The 16,842-nt window shown below is 69.0% G+C and carries 18 protein-coding genes; 9 read left to right on the top strand and 9 right to left on the bottom strand.

What is annotated here, in order from left to right:
• The first annotated feature begins 1 nt into the window (after position 1).
• The gene (gene fabZ, locus ABD727_RS07570; RefSeq protein WP_344706775.1) at positions 2 to 478 is read left to right on the top strand and encodes a 3-hydroxyacyl-ACP dehydratase FabZ; all 477 of its coding nucleotides are present in this window, start codon (positions 2 to 4) and stop codon (positions 476 to 478) included.
• Here the strand turns inward: fabZ and ABD727_RS07565 are convergent.
• Genes ABD727_RS07565 through ABD727_RS07550 form a run of 4 tightly spaced genes read right to left on the bottom strand, consistent with a single transcriptional unit; the run spans position 444 to position 4,672 of the window.
• Positions 444 to 1,193, bottom strand: a complete 750-nt coding sequence (locus tag ABD727_RS07565; protein ID WP_344706774.1) for an ABC transporter ATP-binding protein — start codon at positions 1,191 to 1,193, stop codon at positions 444 to 446. The genes fabZ and ABD727_RS07565 overlap by 35 nt on opposite strands.
• Positions 1,190 to 2,137, bottom strand: a complete 948-nt coding sequence (locus ABD727_RS07560; protein ID WP_344706773.1) for a FecCD family ABC transporter permease — start codon at positions 2,135 to 2,137, stop codon at positions 1,190 to 1,192. The genes ABD727_RS07565 and ABD727_RS07560 overlap by 4 nt, the downstream gene beginning before the upstream one ends.
• Positions 2,134 to 2,889 carry an ABC transporter substrate-binding protein gene (locus ABD727_RS07555; RefSeq protein ID WP_344706772.1) on the bottom strand — a complete coding sequence of 252 codons (756 nt, stop codon included), beginning with the start codon at positions 2,887 to 2,889 and terminating at the stop codon, positions 2,134 to 2,136. The genes ABD727_RS07560 and ABD727_RS07555 overlap by 4 nt, the downstream gene beginning before the upstream one ends.
• Positions 2,858 to 4,672, bottom strand: a complete 1,815-nt coding sequence (locus ABD727_RS07550; RefSeq protein WP_344706771.1) for a TonB-dependent receptor plug domain-containing protein — start codon at positions 4,670 to 4,672, stop codon at positions 2,858 to 2,860. The genes ABD727_RS07555 and ABD727_RS07550 overlap by 32 nt, the downstream gene beginning before the upstream one ends.
• Before the next feature lie 314 nt (positions 4,673 to 4,986).
• Between ABD727_RS07550 and rpmE the strand changes: the two genes are divergently transcribed.
• From rpmE to ABD727_RS07535, 3 genes are all read left to right on the top strand, one after another.
• A complete protein-coding gene (gene rpmE, locus ABD727_RS07545; RefSeq protein ID WP_344706770.1) occupies positions 4,987 to 5,217 on the top strand; it encodes a 50S ribosomal protein L31 in 231 nt (76 codons plus the stop codon).
• A gap of 17 nt (positions 5,218 to 5,234) precedes the next feature.
• Positions 5,235 to 5,774 carry a GNAT family N-acetyltransferase gene (locus ABD727_RS07540; protein WP_344706769.1) on the top strand — a complete coding sequence of 180 codons (540 nt, stop codon included), beginning with the start codon at positions 5,235 to 5,237 and terminating at the stop codon, positions 5,772 to 5,774.
• 99 nt (positions 5,775 to 5,873) lie between these two features.
• Positions 5,874 to 7,133, top strand: coding sequence for a terminase large subunit domain-containing protein (locus tag ABD727_RS07535; RefSeq protein WP_344708044.1), 1,260 nt, complete (start codon positions 5,874 to 5,876; stop codon positions 7,131 to 7,133).
• A gap of 10 nt (positions 7,134 to 7,143) precedes the next feature.
• On the opposite strand, the gene ABD727_RS07530 is transcribed toward ABD727_RS07535, so the two are convergent.
• Positions 7,144 to 8,838, bottom strand: a complete 1,695-nt coding sequence (locus ABD727_RS07530) for an AMP-binding protein (RefSeq protein ID WP_344706768.1) — start codon at positions 8,836 to 8,838, stop codon at positions 7,144 to 7,146.
• Positions 8,839 to 8,919: 81 nt separating this feature from the next.
• Complete coding sequence (locus ABD727_RS07525) at positions 8,920 to 10,053, bottom strand: acyl-CoA dehydrogenase family protein (RefSeq protein WP_425566770.1); 1,134 nt, start codon at positions 10,051 to 10,053, stop codon at positions 8,920 to 8,922.
• A gap of 62 nt (positions 10,054 to 10,115) precedes the next feature.
• On the opposite strand from ABD727_RS07525, the gene ABD727_RS07520 reads away from it, so the two are divergent.
• The gene (locus tag ABD727_RS07520) at positions 10,116 to 11,207 is read left to right on the top strand and encodes a CaiB/BaiF CoA transferase family protein (protein ID WP_344706767.1); all 1,092 of its coding nucleotides are present in this window, start codon (positions 10,116 to 10,118) and stop codon (positions 11,205 to 11,207) included.
• Positions 11,204 to 12,370, top strand: coding sequence for an aminotransferase class I/II-fold pyridoxal phosphate-dependent enzyme (locus ABD727_RS07515; protein WP_344706766.1), 1,167 nt, complete (start codon positions 11,204 to 11,206; stop codon positions 12,368 to 12,370). The genes ABD727_RS07520 and ABD727_RS07515 overlap by 4 nt, the downstream gene beginning before the upstream one ends.
• A gap of 62 nt (positions 12,371 to 12,432) precedes the next feature.
• Here the strand turns inward: ABD727_RS07515 and ABD727_RS07510 are convergent, their stop codons facing one another.
• Complete coding sequence (locus tag ABD727_RS07510) at positions 12,433 to 13,278, bottom strand: EAL domain-containing protein (protein WP_344706765.1); 846 nt, start codon at positions 13,276 to 13,278, stop codon at positions 12,433 to 12,435.
• Complete coding sequence (locus ABD727_RS07505) at positions 13,275 to 13,679, bottom strand: response regulator (protein ID WP_344706764.1); 405 nt, start codon at positions 13,677 to 13,679, stop codon at positions 13,275 to 13,277. The genes ABD727_RS07510 and ABD727_RS07505 overlap by 4 nt, the downstream gene beginning before the upstream one ends.
• A 123-nt stretch (positions 13,680 to 13,802) precedes the next feature.
• On the opposite strand from ABD727_RS07505, the gene ABD727_RS07500 reads away from it, so the two are divergent.
• Together ABD727_RS07500 and msrA are read left to right on the top strand one after the other, a co-directional pair.
• Positions 13,803 to 14,501 carry a PilZ domain-containing protein gene (locus ABD727_RS07500; RefSeq protein WP_344706763.1) on the top strand — a complete coding sequence of 233 codons (699 nt, stop codon included), beginning with the start codon at positions 13,803 to 13,805 and terminating at the stop codon, positions 14,499 to 14,501.
• A 68-nt stretch (positions 14,502 to 14,569) separates the two neighbouring features.
• Positions 14,570 to 15,115, top strand: coding sequence for a peptide-methionine (S)-S-oxide reductase MsrA (gene msrA / locus ABD727_RS07495; RefSeq protein WP_344706762.1), 546 nt, complete (start codon positions 14,570 to 14,572; stop codon positions 15,113 to 15,115).
• Here the strand turns inward: msrA and ABD727_RS07490 are convergent, their stop codons facing one another.
• Entirely contained in the window at positions 15,116 to 15,868 is a 753-nt protein-coding gene (locus tag ABD727_RS07490; protein WP_344706761.1) for a ZIP family metal transporter, read from the bottom strand.
• 153 nt (positions 15,869 to 16,021) lie between these two features.
• Between ABD727_RS07490 and ABD727_RS07485 the strand changes: the two genes are divergently transcribed.
• Positions 16,022 to 16,654, top strand: coding sequence for a ribonuclease HII (locus ABD727_RS07485; RefSeq protein ID WP_344708042.1), 633 nt, complete (start codon positions 16,022 to 16,024; stop codon positions 16,652 to 16,654).
• Positions 16,655 to 16,842 lie beyond the last annotated feature (188 nt).

Below are 16,842 nucleotides of genomic sequence, written 5' to 3'. Positions count from 1 at the left end.
GATGAGCGAGGGGGGCAGCGCGGCTTCGGTCGTCACGCGGGATATCCGCGCGGTGATGGCGGCGCTGCCCCACCGCTATCCGATGCTGCTCGTTGACCGGGTCTCCGAACTCGTGATCGACGAGCGTATCACCGCCATCAAGGCGGTGACGATCAACGAAAGCTTTTTCCAGGGGCATTTCCCCGGCCGCCCGATCATGCCGGGCGTGCTGATCGTCGAGGCGCTGGCGCAGGCCGCGGGCGTGCTCGCGGTCGAGAGCCTCGGCCTCGCCGGGACCGGCAAGCTGGTTTATTTCATGGCGATCGACGGGGCCAAGTTCCGCGCTCCGGTCGAGCCTGGGTGCCTGCTCGAATTGAAAGCCAGCTTCGTTCAGAAGCGCTCGAGCGTGTGCAAGTTTGCCGGCCAGGCCTTCGTTGACGGCAAGCTTGCCGCCGAGGCCAATTTTACTGCGATGATCGCGGATCCGCCGAAGGACTGAGCGTCCAGCCGGTCGGACCCGGCGCAATTCCGAATACCTCGCCGAACAGCGCCGAGGCGAGCACCGCCGCCGGGGCTCCGTCGGCTACCAGCCGGCCTTCCGACAGCATCAGCACGCGATCGAAGCCGCCGACCAGCGAGAGGTCGTGGACCGAAACCAGCACGGCAGCGCCGGCCGAGGCCGCATCGCTCAGCAGGTCGAGCGTGCGCAGCGCCCATGCTGGATCGAGGTTCGACAGCGGCTCGTCGAGGAGCAGGAGCCTAGGCCGAGGCGCCAGCGCCCTTGCCAGCAAGGCCCGCGCCCGCTCGCCGGTCGAGAGACTGTCGATCGGTCTTTCGGCCAATGGCGTGAGGTCGAGCGAATCGAGCAGCTCCTCGACACGCGCCGGCTCGGGTCGATCGAGGCCGAGCGCGATGACGTCACGCACCGGGATCGGCCACGCCACCTCGCGCGTCGCCGGCAGGAAGGAAAGCAATCGGCGTCGCCGGGCTGGAGGAGCCTCGGCAATGACCTCTCCCTCGATCGTCATTCCGCCAAAGGACGAAGCCCCGGGCGCCGAAGCGTCGGCGATCCCCGCCAGCGCCCTCAGGAGGCTGGTCTTGCCGCTGCCATTGGGCCCGATCACCGCGACTCGCTTGCCCGCCGCAAGCCTGAGGTCGAGCGCCTCGAGCCGGCCCGGCTTCGCGATCCCGCGCGCTTCCACCAGCGGCGTCATGGGGTCAGCCGCCAGCGCATGCGGAGCAGCAGCCAGAGGAACAGGGGCGTGCCCGCCGCCGCCGTCACGACGCCGAGCGGGATGCTTCGGCCGAGCGGGGCGAGCCTCGTCAGGAGGTCGGCTGCAGTAAGCAGGACCGCGCCGAGGAGGGCGGCGGGAAGGATCGCCCGGCCCGGATGGCCGCGGGTCCAGCCGCGCGCGATCACGGGAGCGATCAGGCCGATGAACCCGACCGCGCCGCACACCGCGACACAGGCGCCGACCGCGACGCTGGCGAGGACCACGACCTCGACTCGAAGCCGCTTCGGATCGAGCCCGAGCGAGGCGGCGACATCTTCGCCGAGCGCCTGCGTGTCGAGGTCGCGCGCGCGCCTTGCGAGCAGCAGCACCGCGATCCCTGCGGGGACCAGCGCCGCGGCGGCCTGCGGCAGGCTGCGATCGACGAGGCTGCCCATCAACCAGTCGAATGCCTCGTAGAAGGCGAAGGGGGAGGGGGCGAGGGCAAGCGCGAGGCTGGTCGCGGCCCCCGCGGCAAGGCTGATGGCAAGTCCGGCGAGCAGCAAAGTCGCACTGTCCGCCCGCCGACCGGCAAGGGCGAACAGCAGCAGCAGCGCCGTGAGCGCACCGCCGGCCCCGGCGAGGCCGAGCGCAAGTGGGCTGGCGAGGCCGAGCAGGCTGGAAGCGAGGACCGCACCAAGCGCCGCCCCGCTGCTCGCGCCGGTGAGGTCGGGCGAGGCGAGAGGGTTGGCGAACAGCGCCTGCAGCGCCGCGCCGGTCGCTCCGAGCACGGCGCCATAGCCGAGCGCGAGCAGAAGCCGCGGCAACCGCAGGTCGACGAGCACCAGCCGGCTGAGCTCGGGCGGGCTCTGCAGCGGCTCGACCGGAAACAGCAGGGCCATTGCCCCGAGCACGGCGAGCAGCAGCAGGGCAAGCGCCACCTTCACCGCGGCAGGACCGAGCGCAGTTGCGCCGCCTCGGCCAGCGCCGGAAGACCGCCGCAGGTCCACACCCGGCCATCGGTCCGGATCGTCCGCGGCTCCAGTCGGCGAACCAGCGGATGCTTCAGCCAGGCCTGACCCCGGCTTGCCTGCTTCTCGCGATAGTCGCTTCGGATCAGCCATTTGGGCGGCTTTGTTGCAATGCGTTCGAGGGTCAGGCGATTGCCCGGAAGCGCCACCTGGCGCATCCCGGCAAGCGCCAGCCAGCGCGCGGTGAGGCCATCGGGCGAGGTGCTGAGCCCGCCCTGGCCGAGGAAGGCGCCGTCCTGCAGCGGCCCCGCGCTTGACCGCAACCGTGCAAGCGCCGCCGCGTAAGGCTGAGCCCGTTCCGGACGGCCGAGCGCCGCGGCGACCTGCCGGGCCTGTCCGATCACCTCCTCGGGCGTGCTGGCATAGGGGAGGTCGAGCACCCGGATGCCCAGCTTTGCCGCGATGGCCGAGCGCGCGCGGCCGCTTCCGCCCATCGACAGGACCAGCGTCGGTCGCCGCCCGATCACCTGCTCGAGGCTTCCGTCATTCGCCGGCACTCGCCGCGCCAGTCGCCACAGCGGGCTCTCGTCGGGCGACTGCGACAGATGGCTGACCGAGACGATCTGCGCCGGCGCGCCAAGCGCCAGCAGCAGTTCGTCGGTGCACAGGTTGAGGGAGGCGGCGCGGACCGCGGCCTCAGCGGCCAAGGCGAGCGCGAACACCGGCATAGGCCGTCCTCCCTTCGCGGCGATAGCCGACCACGTCGGTGCTGTTGCTGTCGAACGCATTGGCGATGCGCCCGAACAGTTCCAGCCCCGGCGTGACGGCATAGCCCAGCCGGGCGCTCGCCAGCCAGCTTGCGCGAAGGCGGACCAGCGGCGCCGGGAACAGGTCGAAGTCGCGGTCGAGCCGTGCCCCGGCGTAGCTCAGCGCCGCGCCATAGCTGAGCCGGCCCGCGATGCCGTCGGCCGCGACCGAGCCGCTGTGCTTCGGCCGCCGAAGCTCGCGTCCGGCAGGTTCGCTGGCGTCGAGCCAGGCGTAGGTCGCGGTGAGGTTGATCAGCGGGGAGGGGCTCCAGCCCGCTTCCAGCTCGGCGCCCTTGCGGCGGCTCCGTCCCTCGGCGTTGACCACGCTCGGGAAAGCGTCGACGATCTCGTCACGAAGCGTCTGGCCATAAAGGGTCACGGCGCCGCGCCACGGGCCCTGGACCCGGCGCAGCGACAGTTCGCCGCCGCGGCTGCGCTCGGGCTTGAGGCCGGGGTTGCCGACGAAGCTGCCCGGGAAGAAGCCGTAAAGGTCGAAGAAGCTCGGCTGGGCGATGCCTTCGCCCCAGTTGGCGGCGACCTGCCAGCCGCCGCCGAGCCGGACCAGCGCCCCGGCCCGCGCCGTGGTCGCGTCGGCGAAGTCGCTGAAATGGTCGCGGCGAAGCGCAAGGCTGGCGACAACCGGCCCGGTCTCGCCGCGCCACTCGGCGGTGAGCGCCGACTGCCGTCGCCGCTGCCGCTGGTCGGTGAGGCCGCCGTAGACGATGTCCGACGCCACGAAACGCTCGCGATTGGTCTCGGCCGCAAGCGTCAGCCGGTGGCGGATCGCCCCGCCGGTGAAGCTTCGCGAGACATCGCCCGTGAGCGTGTCCCGCCGCCCCGAGGTGCGGTTCTGCTCGTCCTCCCCGAGGAGGTTGCGGTTGCGCGAGCCCAGCCGCGACAGGCCGACCGAGGCGGCCCACCCGTCCTGCTCGAAGCGCGCTCCGAGGCGCGCGGCGGCAAGGCGGTTACGGCTCTCGTCGGCGGTGTCGGCGCGAACGAACAGGTTCGGATCGAAGCCGTCGAATTCGCTCCGGGCGCGGATCGCGAAGCCGCCTGCCGTGAGGGTGAGCGGACCACGCGTCCAGCCGAGGCTGCCGCGCAGCGTCGCATTGCGGTAGCCGTCGCGGTCGCCCGGCCCACCGGCGAAGGCATTGATCCCTCGCGCACCCTGGAGACCTGCCGCAAGGCCTAGGGCAAGGCCGTTCCGGTCATATCCCGCACTGCCCTCGACCCGGCCGAAGCCGTGGCTTCCGCCTTCGGCCATGGCCTCCGCTCCGCTTCGGGGAGCGGCACTGACGGCGACCACGCCGCCGACGGCTTCGGAGCCCCACAGCGCCGACTGCGGCCCACGGACGATCTCGATCCGGTCGCCGAGGCTGGCCGAAAGCAATTCGAAGCGCGGTTCGTTGCCAGCCGCGGGATCGTTGGCGCGGATGCCGTCGATGAACAGCAAGGTGTGGTTGGCCTCGGCGCCGCGCAGCCGGAGCTGGGTTTGCGAGCCCGCCGGACCGGCCTCGGCGAGCGCGGCCGAGGGCACCAGCCGGAGGAGGTCGGCGAGCAGCGGCTCGCCCAGCCGTTCGGTTCGGTCAGGCAGCAGCAGGGTGACGCTCGCCGGCGTGTCGGCAAGCGGTTCGGCCGTCCGCGAAGCGGTAACGACGACGGTCTCCGCCGAGACCGGCGAAGGGGGCAGATCGGATATGAACAAGACGCAGCAACTCCCTGTAAGAACGGCACAAAGGTCGTCTCAGAGGCTGCTGCCACGTCTTCCGCCTGGCCCCGGACGGTTGAACGGACGACAAACCTGGGCCGACGATCGGACTTGTCCACCCTGCCAGGGGCAGGAGGGCATACCGTTCCGGGCAGAGCGCCGGTATCGCACCGGCTTCCTCGCCCCAGGTTCCGCGGCGGCTTCTCGGCGCTTGCCGCTCGCCTTGTCAAGCGGGGGAGGCTGCGCTAGGGGCGCCGCAGCTTCACGGGAGGCTGGTCGGAACCAGCCGCAATCCACAAGGAACTACGATCATGAAGAGCGGGACTCACCCGGACTATCACTTCATCACCGTCGAAATGACCGACGGGACCAAGTATCAGACCCGCTCGACCTGGGGCAAGGAAGGCGACACCCTCCACCTCGACATCGACCCGACCGCCCACCCGGCGTGGACCGGCGGCAGCGGCCGCATGCTCGACGCCGGTGGCCAGGTCGCCCGCTTCAACAAGCGCTTCGGCGGTCTGTCGCTCGGCAAGAAGTAAGCCGCAGGTCTTCGGACATGACGCAAGGACGCCCGGCTCCCATCCTGGAGACCGGGCGTCTTCGTTTGCGCGGCTGGCGGCGGGAGGATTTCCGGCCGTGGCACGCGATCCTCAGCGAACCGGCGGTCCATCGCCACTTCGGGCCCGAGCCGATGGGCCAGGAGGAATGCTGGCGCCGGATGTGCGGCGCGGTCGGCAACTGGACCATCAATGGCTTCGGAGGACTGGCCGTCGAGCGGCTGGCGGACGGCAAGCTGGTCGGTAACGTCGGGCTATTCACTGCCTGGCGCGACTTCGAACCCCAGTTCGGCGACGTCCCCGAGATGGGATGGATCTTCGCCACCGAAACCCACGGGCTTGGAATGGCGCGCGAGGCCTGCGAGGCGCTGCTCGGCTGGGCCGACCGGATGCTCGAGCCCACCCCCATCTGGGCGATCATCGCCGAAGCCAATGAACCGAGCCTGCGGCTTGCCGGAAAGCTCGGCTTCCAGCCTGTCAGCAGGGTCGACTACCAAGGCCCGACCATCGTCTTGAAGCGTCCCGCTCGAACCACATAGGTTCTTTTTGCTTGACTAGTAGGATTTGCGAGCGCTCTTGTGCGAGGCTCGCGGGCGGACCCAATCCGCCTCTGGTGCAAGTAGCCGGGATGCTACCCCATTATCACCATCGATGGACCGGACGAAGAGCCGGTCAGGCCCTGGGCGGAGCGTGCCCATCCGGGGCAGCTCGAGCCTGAGGGCGACCACGCCACCTGGCTGATCCTCGCCGGACGCGGCTTCGGCAAGACCCAGGCGGGGGCCGAATGGATCGCCGAGCTGGTCCGCAACGGGCCGCCGCGGATGCGGATCGCGCTGGTCGGGGCGACCATCCAGGAGGCCCGGTCGGTGATGGTCGAGGGTATCAGCGGCCTGCTCGCGGTCGCGCCCGACGTCATCGACAAGTGGCATTCGAGCCTCGGCGAGCTGCGCTTCAAGAACAGCTCGATCGCCAAGCTCTTCTCCGGCGCCGATCCCGAGCGGCTGCGCGGCTTCCAGCATCATTTTGCCTGGTGCGACGAGCTGGCCAAGTGGCGCAAGGGCGTCGCCACCTGGGACAATCTGCAGTTCGGCCTTCGGCTCGGCGAGCGGCCGCGCGTGATGGTCACCACCACGCCCGCGGCAAGCGTAGTCCTCGAGCAGTTGCTCGAAGCCGATGATGTCGCGATCACCCGTGGGACGACCTTCGACAATCCCCATCTTTCCAAGGCCTTCCTCGCCAAGGTTCAGAAGGATTATGGCGAAACCCACAAGGGTCGCGTCGAGCTCTACGGCGAGATGCCGCCGCCCGAGGGCGCGCTGTGGAGCCCCGAATTGATCGCCGCCAGCCGGACCGACGAGCCGCTGCCCGACTTCGACGGGGTCGCGATTGGGGTCGATCCCCCGTCGGGTGGCGGAACGTGCGGGATCGTCGCTTGCGGGCGCGACCGCGATGGCAGCTTCCATGTCCTTGCCGACCACAGCCTGGGCGCTTCGAGCCCGGCAGGCTGGAGCGGGAGGGTCGCCGACGCGGCGCGCAGCTACGACGACCTTCTTCTTGACGGCCGAAGGGTCGAGATCGTCGCCGAGGGCAATCAAGGCGGGAGCATGGTCGAGGACGTGATCCGCAAGCAGCCGGGCTCCGAGCTCGCGGTTGAACTGGTTCACGCGCATGTCGGCAAGGCGGCGCGGGCGGAGCCGGTGGCGATGCTGTTCGAAAGCGGGCGGGTGAAGATCCACGGCCGCTTTCCCGAGCTCGAGCGCCAGCTCTGCGGGCTGATCGCCGGCGGCGGCTACGAGGGTCCTGGAACCAGCCCGGACCGCGCCGACGCGATGGTCTGGGCACTCACCAAGCTCAGCGGTCGCCTCGGCCACGCGCGTCCGCAGTGCCGCCGATTGTGAGTCGCCGCGGCTAGCCGTCGATGGTTGCCGACTGCCTTGCCCGCGCCTCTGCCTCGCGCTTCGTGAGCGCCTTTCGATCGGGCTTGCCGATCAGGGTTCGCGGGAGGTCGTCGAGAATTTCGAGCGCGGCGGGGCGCTCATGCTTGCCGACCAGCCGGGAGAGGTTCTCAAGCAACTGCTCCACCCTGGGAACTTCGTGCCCTTCGGCGACCTCCTTCAAGACCACGTAGGCCTTGGGCCGCTCGCCGACCCGCTCGTCGGGAACGGCGATCACGAGGCATTCCTTGACCGCCGGATCCTTCATCAGCGCGGCCTCGACCTGGCTCGGGAAGACCTTGAAGCCGCCGACGTTGATCATGTCCTTCGAGCGGTCGACGATCCTCAGGTAGCCGCCCGGCTCGACATGGCCGAGATCGCCGGTGTGGAGCCAGCCGCCGGGCAGCGGCTCGGGGCGACCGAGGTCGCGGCGCCAGTAGCCCGCCATGACCTGCGGCCCGCGGACGGTGATCTCGCCCGTCTCGCCCGGCTCGAGGATGCGGTCGGGCTGCTCGGGATCGACGATCCTGATCTCGGTGCCGGGCAGCGGGATGCCGACGGTCCCGGCGCGCCGCTCGCCGACATAGGGGTTGACCGACACCACCCCGCTGGTCTCGGTCAGGCCATATCCTTCGAGTACCCGCGCCTCGGTCTCGGCCTCGAAGCGCTGCTTGAGCTTGGCGCTCATCGGCGCGCCGCCCGAGAAGCATTGCTCGACGCTGGCGAAACTGGTCCGGGCGCGATCGGGATGGTCGAGCATCGCCTGGTACATGGCCGGCACTCCTGCGAGGTCGGTCGGCTTGAGCCGGCGGATGGTCGCCAGCGCCTCGCCGGCATCGAACCGGGTTTGGAGCGCGATCGACCCGCCCGACAGGATCGAGCGGTTGAGCACGCAGCTGTTGGCGAAGATGTGGAACAAGGGCAGCGCGCCCAAGACGATCCCCTCGTGCCGCGCGCCGTCCTGCGGATCGATGGCGGCGAGCTGCTGGGCGTTCATCGACAGGTTGGCGTGGGTCAGCGCCGCGCCCTTGGGCACGCCGGTGGTCCCACCGGTATATTGGAGAAGAGCGATGGCCGACGGCTCAATCGTCGGCAGCGGCTTCTGCTCGCCCGGCCGGAGCAGGGTCGTCCATGCCGATATGCGCGGGTCGGAGGGAAGCCGCTGTCGCTCCTTGCGCTTCAAGAGGCGGAAGCCGAGCGCCTTGGCCGCAGGGAGCATCTCGGGAAGATTGCCGACGACAAGGTCCTTCAGCAGCCCGTCGTCGAGCAGTCGCTGCATCGGGGCCCACAGCTTGGCGAGGTCGAGGCAGACCATGATTTCGGTGCCGCTGTCATGCGCCTGGAAGGCGACTTCCTCGGGCGAGTAGAGCGGCGAGAAATTGACCACCGTCGCTCCGGCCAGCAGCGCGCCATAGTAACCTATCGGGTAATGCGGCGTGTTGGGGAGGAACAGACCGACGCGGGTGCCGGGCTCTACGCCAAGATCGAGGAAGCCGGCCGCCGCCGCCCGTGCTTCTGCGAGAAGCGCGGCATAGGTCCAGCGGCGTCCCATGAAGTCGAGCGCCATTCGTTGTGGGAAACGGGCCGCGCTGCGGACCAGCAGCTCGGGAACCGGCATCGGTTCGGCGGTCCAGCCGGAGGCGACTCCATGGCCTTGCCCGCTCGTCATCGCATCCACCCTGTCGCCCCCGAATCCATCGCTCACTGACAACAATGTAAGTGGGCGAAGGTTTCAGTGGGTTAACGCGTGTCAGATCGAGCGGGCGATCAGCTCCTTCATAATCTCCGAAGTGCCGCCGTAGATGCGGGTGACGCGAGCGTCGCGCCACAACCGGGCGATGGGGTACTCATTCATGTAGCCCGCGCCGCCGTGGAGCTGGAGCGCGGTGTCGCAGGCGGCAAACTGCAGCTCGCTGTGCCACAGCTTGGCCGCGCTCGCCTCGGCTGGAGTGAGCTGGTGGGCGAGATGCCGCTGGATCGCCCAATCGAGATGCGCCCAGCCGACCTGCAGTCGCGACTTGAGATCGGCGAGGGTGAAGCGGGTGTTCTGGAAGTCGAACACGGTCTTGCCGAACGCCTTGCGCTCCTTGGTGAAGTCGACCGCGAGGTCGAACGCGCGCTGGGCGGCGGCCTGGCACTGGACGGCGATGCTCAGCCGCTCCTGCGGAAGCTGGTTCATCAGCATGCCGAAGCCGCCATTCTCTGCCCCTAGCAGCCGGTCGGAGGGGAGGTGGACCTCGTCGAAGAAGAGCTCGGACGTGTCGTTACCGTGGAGCCCGATCTTGTCGAGGTTGCGACCGCGGGTGAAGCCCTCGTCGCCGGTCTCGACCAGGAACAGCGAGATCCCGCGCGCGCCGCCTTCCTCGGTGGTACGGGCGCAGACGATGACGAGGTCGGCGGCCTGGCCGTTGGTGATGTAGGTCTTGGAACCGCTGAGGCGCCAGCCATTGCCGTCCTTGCGGGCGATGGTCTTCATGCCCTGGAGGTCACTTCCGGCCCCCGGCTCGGTCATGGCGATGGCGGTGATCGCCTCGCCCGAGACCATCTTCGGAAGCCATTTCGATTTCTGCTCCTCGCTCCCGTAGGCGAGGATGTAGTCGGCCACGATGTCGCTCTGCAGCGACCAGCCGACCGCGCTTCCGGCGTAGGAAGCCTCTTCGGCGACGATCGCGTTGAAGCGGAAGTCGAGGCCGTAGCCGCCATAGGCCTCGGGCACGGTCGGGCAGAGCATCCCGGCTTCGCCGGCCCTTAGCCAGGCTTCGCGCTCGACCATGCCCTCGCGCTCGTGGCGGTCGGTATCGAGGGTCGCGACCACCCGGCGAACGGTGTCGCGGAAGGCGTCATGCTCAGGGTCGAACAGCATTCGGGTCGCGGTCTCGAGCACGTCAGTCTCTCCTTGCCTTTGCCGCAGCCTACGGCCCAAGACGGCAAAGGAAAGGGGAAGCGATGCCGGGCGCGCTCGACGGATTGACGATCATCGAGATGGCAGGGCTCGGGCCGGGGCCGTTCGCCGCGATGATGCTCGCCGACCATGGCGCGCGCGTGATCCGGGTCGAGCGGCCCGGCAACCTCAGCGTCCCCAACGATCCGCTGACCCGCAACCGCGAGAGCATCGCGCTCGACCTCCGCCAGGAGGAGGCTCGGGCCATCGTTCGCGCCCTCGCCGGGCGGGCCGAGGGGTTGATCGAAGGTTACCGTCCCGGCGTGATGGAAAAGCTCGGGTTCGGCCCCGACGAGCTGCTCGAGGCCAATCCCAAGCTGGTCTACGGTCGGGTGACCGGCTGGGGGCAGGAGGGGCCGCTGGCGCAGGCTGCGGGGCATGACATCAACTATCTGGCGCTGACCGGACTGCTGTCGGCGATCGGTACGAAGGACCGGCCGGCGGTGCCGCCGCTCAACCTCGTCGCCGACTATGCCGGGGGCGGGCTGATGCTGGCATTCGGGATGGTCGCCGCCCTGCTGCACGCGCAGCGGAGCGGGGAGGGGCAGGTGGTCGATGCCGCGATGACCGACGGGGCGGCGCTGACCGGGGCGATCATCTACGGAATGCGCGCGGCGGGGCTGTGGAAGGACGAGCGCGAGGCCAATCTCCTCGACGGAGGCGATGCCATCTACGGCTGCTACCGCTGCGCCGACGACAAGGAACTGAGCGTTGGAGCGATCGAGCCGCAATTCAGAGCGGCGCTGTTCGAAGGGCTTGGCGTCGGGACTTCGCCGAGCCGGAGCGAAATGGCCGAGGCGATCGCCCGCCGGCCGCGCGACGAGTGGGTCGCGCATTTCGCCCGGATCGATGCCTGCGTCGCGCCGGTGCTCGGCCTCGGTGAGGCGCCGGCATACCCGCACAACCAGGCCCGCGGCACCTTCATCGAGGTCGGCGGAGTGACCCAGCCGGGCCCGGCTCCGCGGCTCGGCAGTACTCCGGCCGATGCGCCGAGGGCACCGCGCGAGGAAGGGGCGGACGGTTCGGCAATCCTCGCCGAACTCGGCTACGACGAGGCAGCGATCGCGGGCCTTCGCACATCGGGAGCGGTGCGATGAACCCCCTCTTCCAGCAGATGCCGGTCAGCATCTTCGAGCGGATGAGCCTCGCTGCGGCAGAGCATGGCGCGGTCAATCTCGGCCAGGGCTTTCCCGACTTCGGCTGGCCCGAACCGCTGCTCGATCTCGCCGCGCGGCTCCTGCGCGAGGGCAGCAACCAATATGCGCCGTCGCGCGGCCTTCCTGCCTTGCGCGAGGCGATCTGTGGCTTCTACGCGGAACGCCAGGGCCTTGCGGTCGAACCGGGCCATGTGACGGTGACCAGCGGGGCTACCGAGGCGATCGCCGCGGTGCTGCTCTCGGCGCTGGCGACGGGCGACGAGGCGGTGATCGTCGCGCCCGCCTACGATGCTTACGCGCCGCTCATCCGTCAGGCGGGGGGCAGGGTGCGTGAAGCCGCGCTGCGGGCGCCCGACTGGCGGCTCGACGAAGCCATGCTCGAGGCGGCGCTGAGCCCCGCGACCCGGCTGCTGGTCATCAACAATCCGCACAATCCGACCGGGCGGCTGTTCGACTCGGAGGAGCTCTCCGCGGCGGTCGCGGTGGCGCGGAGACACGACCTGATCATCCTCGCCGACGAGGTGTGGGAGGAAGTGGTGCTGTGCGGCCGGCCGTTCGTCAGCCTCGCCGCACTCGCGCCCGAGCGGACGATCAAGGTCGGCTCTGCCGGCAAGATCTTTTCGCTCACGGGATGGAAGATCGGCTGGGCGATCGCGCCCCCGGCGCTCGCCGGGACGATCGCCCGGGCTCACCAGTATCTGACCTTCGCCTCGCCGCCCAATCTGCAGGCTGCGGTGGCGCAAGGACTTGCCCGGCCAGAGTGGCTCGAGGCAGCCCGCGCGGATTTCTTGCGCGCCCGCACGCGGCTTGCCGGCGGGCTGGAAGGAGCAGGCTATCGGCTCTTGCCGAGCGAGGCGACCTACTTCCAATGCGTCGACCTGTCGGGATTAGGGATCGCGATGGACGACATGGCCTTCGCCGAAATGGCGGTGCGGGAGGCCGGGGTCGCGGTGATCCCGCTGTCCCCCTTCTATGAGGGTGCCGCGGAGCGCGGACTGGTGCGGCTGTGCTTCGCGAAAGCCGACGCGACGATCGATGCCGGGATCGCGGCGATGGCGCAGGCTCGGAACATCGCCTGTTCTCTTGCGAAAGCAGGAGGCTAGTTCTTCTTCCTGCGTAATGGTGGAAGGATGCTCGTCCATGCTTTCGCAGGGGGGCCGAGTGTCTAGGCGTTCGCTTCCAGCCGCTGCCGCAGGTGCGGATCCTCGGGGGGGCGGACGAGCAGCTTCCAGCGGCGCTTGTGGCGGCTGGCCCAGGGGACCAGCTCCTTTGCCTCGAGAGGCTGGGCGAGGAGATAGCCCTGGACGAGGTCGCAGCCGAGGCGGCGGAGAATGGCGAGCTGCTCGACCGTCTCGACCCCCTCGGCGGTGACCTGGAGGCCGAGGCCGTGGGCAAGCTCCACGACCGAGCGGACGATCACCGCATCGTCGCGGCTATGGGGCAGGTCGGTGACGAATTGCCGGTCGATCTTGATTTCGGTGAAGGGCAGGCGCCGAAGCTGGATCAGGCCCGAGTAGCCGGTCCCGAAGTCGTCGACCGCGAGGCCTACGCCCTTGATCCGGAAGCGCGTCAGCGTGTCCATCAGCTTGATCAGCGGCTGGGTCGCGCCTTCGGTCAGCTCAAGCACCAGCCGGTCGGTCGGCATCCCGAGCGCGCGGCACAAGCGCTCGACGAGGTCGGGGAAGTCGAGATGCTCGAGGCTGACCGCCGAGATGTTGACCGCAAGCGAGGTCTCGAGCCCCTCTCGCTGCCATTCGCGCCACTGGCGAAGGCCGGTTCGAAGCACCCATTGGGTGAGCTGGTCGATCAGCCCATGCTCCTCGGCGAGGGGCACGAAGGCGGTCGGTGGGACCGGCCCAAGTTCCTTGTGGGTCCAGCGAACCAGCGCCTCGACCCGGACCAGCCGGCCGTCGTCGGTGGCGACCTTGGGCTGGTAGGCGAGCCGCAATCCGGATCCGCGCGCAAGGGCCCGCTCGAGCTCGTCGAGGAGCCGCCGGTCGCGCGCCTTCACCTCGGATCCGTCGGGATCACCCCGGGCTTCAGCGAGATCAGGAGCGGTTCGAGATCGGCGAGCAGCACCGGCTTTTCGAGCGGACCTGCCATGGTCAGCCCGAGGGCCGAGCCGAGCCGGAAGGCGCTTTCGAGGACTCGCCGGTCGAAGCCCGAGACGATCAGCACCGGACCGGCAAAGGCGTGCTCGGAAAGATAGCGGAGGAACTCGACCCCGTCGGTCTTGGGCATGCCGAGGTCGAGGACCACCACGGCCGGTTGCTGCTCCTCGTAGAGTCGGTGGAAGCTGCGCTCGTCCGCGGCGATCGCCGGATCGAAGCCGCACATCCGGGCAGCGCTCGCCATATAGTCGGCAAGCGCAGGTTCGTCGTCGATCAGGAGCAGGCGGGGGAGGGAAGGCACAGCCGCTCCCTGCACGGAGTTGCGCCGTCCATGCAACCGGTTCTTAACCTGATCGAGGATAGAGCGGCGACCAAGAGCCTCGTGACATGTCTCACGGTGGCGACCCAGAGGAGTCGGGGACGCGTGTTCCATAGCCTGATCCGCCGCCGTTCGAGCCGGGCCGCCGAGCTGGACTCCGCCGCCTTCGATTCGACCACCGTTTCGCTCAGCATGGCCGTTCCTCGCCCGCCCGAGCGGCGCGCCGAGCAGCGGGTCATGCCGACTCTTCGGGTAGCCAAGATGACCAGCGCCATCGGCGAGCAGCTGGTCCGGCTGCGCAACATGTCGGCCGGCGGCGTCATGGCCGACTGCAGCCGCTGCCCGCCGGTTGGCGAGACGGTGCAAATCGAGTTCAACAGCCAGTCGATCCCGGGCGTGGTGGTGTGGATCCGCGACGGGCTGATCGGGATCAAGTTCGACCAGGGCGTCGACCTCGGCGAGCTGTTCGCCGGGCGCAAGCCACGCCATGGCTTTCGTCCGCGACCACCGCGGCTCGAGGTCGGCTGCGGTGCCAGCGTCAAGCTCGGCAAGCTCTACTACAAGGTCGAGGTGCACGACATGTCGCTCGGCGGCATGAAGGTCGGCCCGATCGACGAATATTGCATCGGCGAGAAGGTCGTGGTCGTGGTCGAGAGCCTTCGTCCGATCCGTGGCGAGGTGCGCTGGTACAGCGATCGCCGTGCAGGCATCGTCTTCGACCAGGAACTGAGCTTCGAGGAGCTGGCCGAGTGGGTTGGCAAGCGACTCGAGCTGGCCAGCCTCAAGGCCAGCTTCCGCCACTGATCCGCAGCGTCTCGCAATAACGGGACTCGGCACCTACATCTGCCTCCGAGACAAGAACGGAGTGCGTGATGGCCGAACAACAAGCGATCCTGGCTGGTGGCTGCTTCTGGTGCACCGAGGCGGTGTTCCTCGACGTCGCCGGAGTGAGCGGGGTCGAGAGCGGATATATCGGCGGTGATACCGTCAACCCGACCTACAAGCAGGTCTGCGGCGGGGATACCGGCCATGCCGAGGCGATCCGGGTGACCTTCGACCCGGACGTGGTCAGCTATGGCGACCTCCTCGACATCTTCTTCGCGACCCATGACCCGACCCAGCTCAACCGCCAGGGCAACGATGTCGGGACGCAGTATCGAAGCGCCATCTTCCCGATCGACGAGGGACAGGAGGCTGAGGCTCGCGGAAAGATCGCGGCGCTCAACGAGGAACAGGGCGGGCGGATCGTGACCACGATCGAGCCGCTCTCGACCTGGTATCCGGCCGAGGATTACCACCAGGATTATTGGGCCACCGAAGGCCAGCGCAATCCCTATTGCATGGCGGTAATCCCTCCCAAGCTCAACAAGTTGCGCAAGAGCTTTCAGAATCGCTTGAAGGCGAACGCGACCGCCTGATCAGGTGAGCCGGCTGAGTGCGAAGGCGGCGAGGAAGCCGGTGACGCTGATCAGTCCGGCAAAGTCGTGGGTGCCTTCGAAGGCCTCGGGGACCATGGTGTCCACGATCATCGCGAGGATGGCGCCCGCAGCGACGGCCTGAACAAGCGCGACTCCCTCGGGCGGGACCCCGGCGAAGGCGACGAAGCCGATCGCCGCGGCCGCGCCCGAGGCGAGCGCAATGCCCGCCCACATGGCGAAGACGCCGCCGGCGCGCTTGCCCTCGGCCTTCATGCCGGCCGCGCTGGAAAGGCCTTCGGGGAGGTTCGAAAGGAAGACGGCGATGACCGCGACCATTCCGACCGCTCCACCCTCGATCAGGCTGACCCCTATGACGATGCTCTCGGGAATTCCGTCGAGGAGTGCGCCGAGGGCGAGCGCGGCGCCATTGTTGGGATGGTTCTCGGCCTGGGTTGCGCGCTTTGCCTCATGGCTGCGCTTGCGGTGCCGCGCGCCGCGGTGGCTGAGCCAGTAGTTGGCGGCGGTGTAGACGAGCGCGCCACCGAGGAAGCCGACGGCGACCGGCGCGAAGCCGCCCTGTCGCCAGGCCTCGTCGACCAGTTCGAACGACAGGGCCGAGATGAGCACGCCCGCGCCGAACGCCATGACGGCGGCGATCAGGCGCCGTGACATCGGAGCGAACCAGCCGATCAGTGCGCCGAGCAGCAGCGCCGATCCTGACAGGAGACCCCACAGGCCGGCTTGAAGCGCCATCGGCATGGAAGCGTAATGATCGGGGCAGGGGAGAGTTGCCTGTCCTGTTCTCCTGCAAAGAGATGGCCCCGGCCCGCCTGCTCAAGAACATGCGGAATATGAAGCCACTAGGCTCCTGCTTTCGCAGGAGTACTGTTGTGCTACACCGCCCCGATGCCGCGCCCCTGCTTCAAGATCGAGAAGGACGACCCGCTGCCGCTCGCCGGCGTCGACGAGGCGGGGTGCGCGCCGCTCGCCGGGCCGGTGGTCGCCGCCGCGGTGGTGCTCGACCGCGAGCGCTTCCCGCGCGGGATCGATGACAGCAAGAAATTGCCGCTTGAAGCGCGCGAGGCGATCCACGCCAAACTGATGGTCCAAGCCCGCTGCGGGGTCGGCATCTGCAGCGTCGAGGAGATCGACGCGCTCAACATTTACTGGGCGCGGATGCTGGCGATGGCGCGGGCGGTCGAGGCACTGAGCTTCGATCCGGCCTTCGTGCTGGTCGACGGCAATCGCTGCCCGCGCTGGGAGCGACCGAGCCGCCCGATCATCGCGGGCGACGCGAAGAGCCGCTCGATCGCGGCAGCCTCGATCGTCGCCAAGGTGACCCGCGACCGGATCATGGCCGAGCATGCGCTGGCCTGGCCAGGTTACGGGTGGGAGCGGAACCGCGGTTATCCGACCGCCGACCACCGCCGCGCGCTGCGCGAGCTTGGCCCGACGCCGCTCCACCGCACCAGCTTCAACCTGGTCCGCGAGGCGATCGCGGCGCAGGTCCAGCCGCTGTTCGCGATCGCCGCCGAATAGAAGCTCCCGCGCTGAGTCCTGCCGGCCACACCACAGCCGCTTGAGTCTTCGCCGCCCGGCCAGACTCAACATCTTGTGTGACGCTCGTTGCGGACTCGTTCCGTTCCGGCGCAGCGCGAGCACGCGTTAACCCTTTCGTCGTTGACCCGGACTCATGGCGGACTCACCATGCGCGGCAACAGCAGGGG

The organism is Sphingomonas swuensis, assembly GCF_039538045.1.
Lineage (GTDB): Bacteria > Pseudomonadota > Alphaproteobacteria > Sphingomonadales > Sphingomonadaceae > Sphingomicrobium > Sphingomicrobium swuense.
Note: the sequence above shows the minus strand (reverse complement) of the source record. Positions and strands in the feature narration are given on the sequence as shown.

Excerpts from the sequence above, each read along its gene's own strand:
- fabZ (WP_344706775.1), top strand. The coding sequence starts at position 2 with ATGAGCGAGGGGGGCAGCGCGGCTTCGGTCGTCACGCGGGATATCCGC.
- ABD727_RS07565 (WP_344706774.1), bottom strand. The coding sequence starts at position 1,193 with ATGACGCCGCTGGTGGAAGCGCGCGGGATCGCGAAGCCGGGCCGGCTC.
- ABD727_RS07555 (WP_344706772.1), bottom strand. The coding sequence starts at position 2,889 with ATGCCGGTGTTCGCGCTCGCCTTGGCCGCTGAGGCCGCGGTCCGCGCC.
- rpmE (WP_344706770.1), top strand. The coding sequence starts at position 4,987 with ATGAAGAGCGGGACTCACCCGGACTATCACTTCATCACCGTCGAAATG.
- ABD727_RS07540 (WP_344706769.1), top strand. The coding sequence starts at position 5,235 with ATGACGCAAGGACGCCCGGCTCCCATCCTGGAGACCGGGCGTCTTCGT.
- ABD727_RS07530 (WP_344706768.1), bottom strand. The coding sequence starts at position 8,838 with ATGACGAGCGGGCAAGGCCATGGAGTCGCCTCCGGCTGGACCGCCGAA.
- ABD727_RS07520 (WP_344706767.1), top strand. The coding sequence starts at position 10,116 with ATGCCGGGCGCGCTCGACGGATTGACGATCATCGAGATGGCAGGGCTC.
- ABD727_RS07515 (WP_344706766.1), top strand. The coding sequence starts at position 11,204 with ATGAACCCCCTCTTCCAGCAGATGCCGGTCAGCATCTTCGAGCGGATG.
- msrA (WP_344706762.1), top strand. The coding sequence starts at position 14,570 with ATGGCCGAACAACAAGCGATCCTGGCTGGTGGCTGCTTCTGGTGCACC.
- ABD727_RS07490 (WP_344706761.1), bottom strand. The coding sequence starts at position 15,868 with ATGGCGCTTCAAGCCGGCCTGTGGGGTCTCCTGTCAGGATCGGCGCTG.
- ABD727_RS07485 (WP_344708042.1), top strand. The coding sequence starts at position 16,022 with ATGCCGCGCCCCTGCTTCAAGATCGAGAAGGACGACCCGCTGCCGCTC.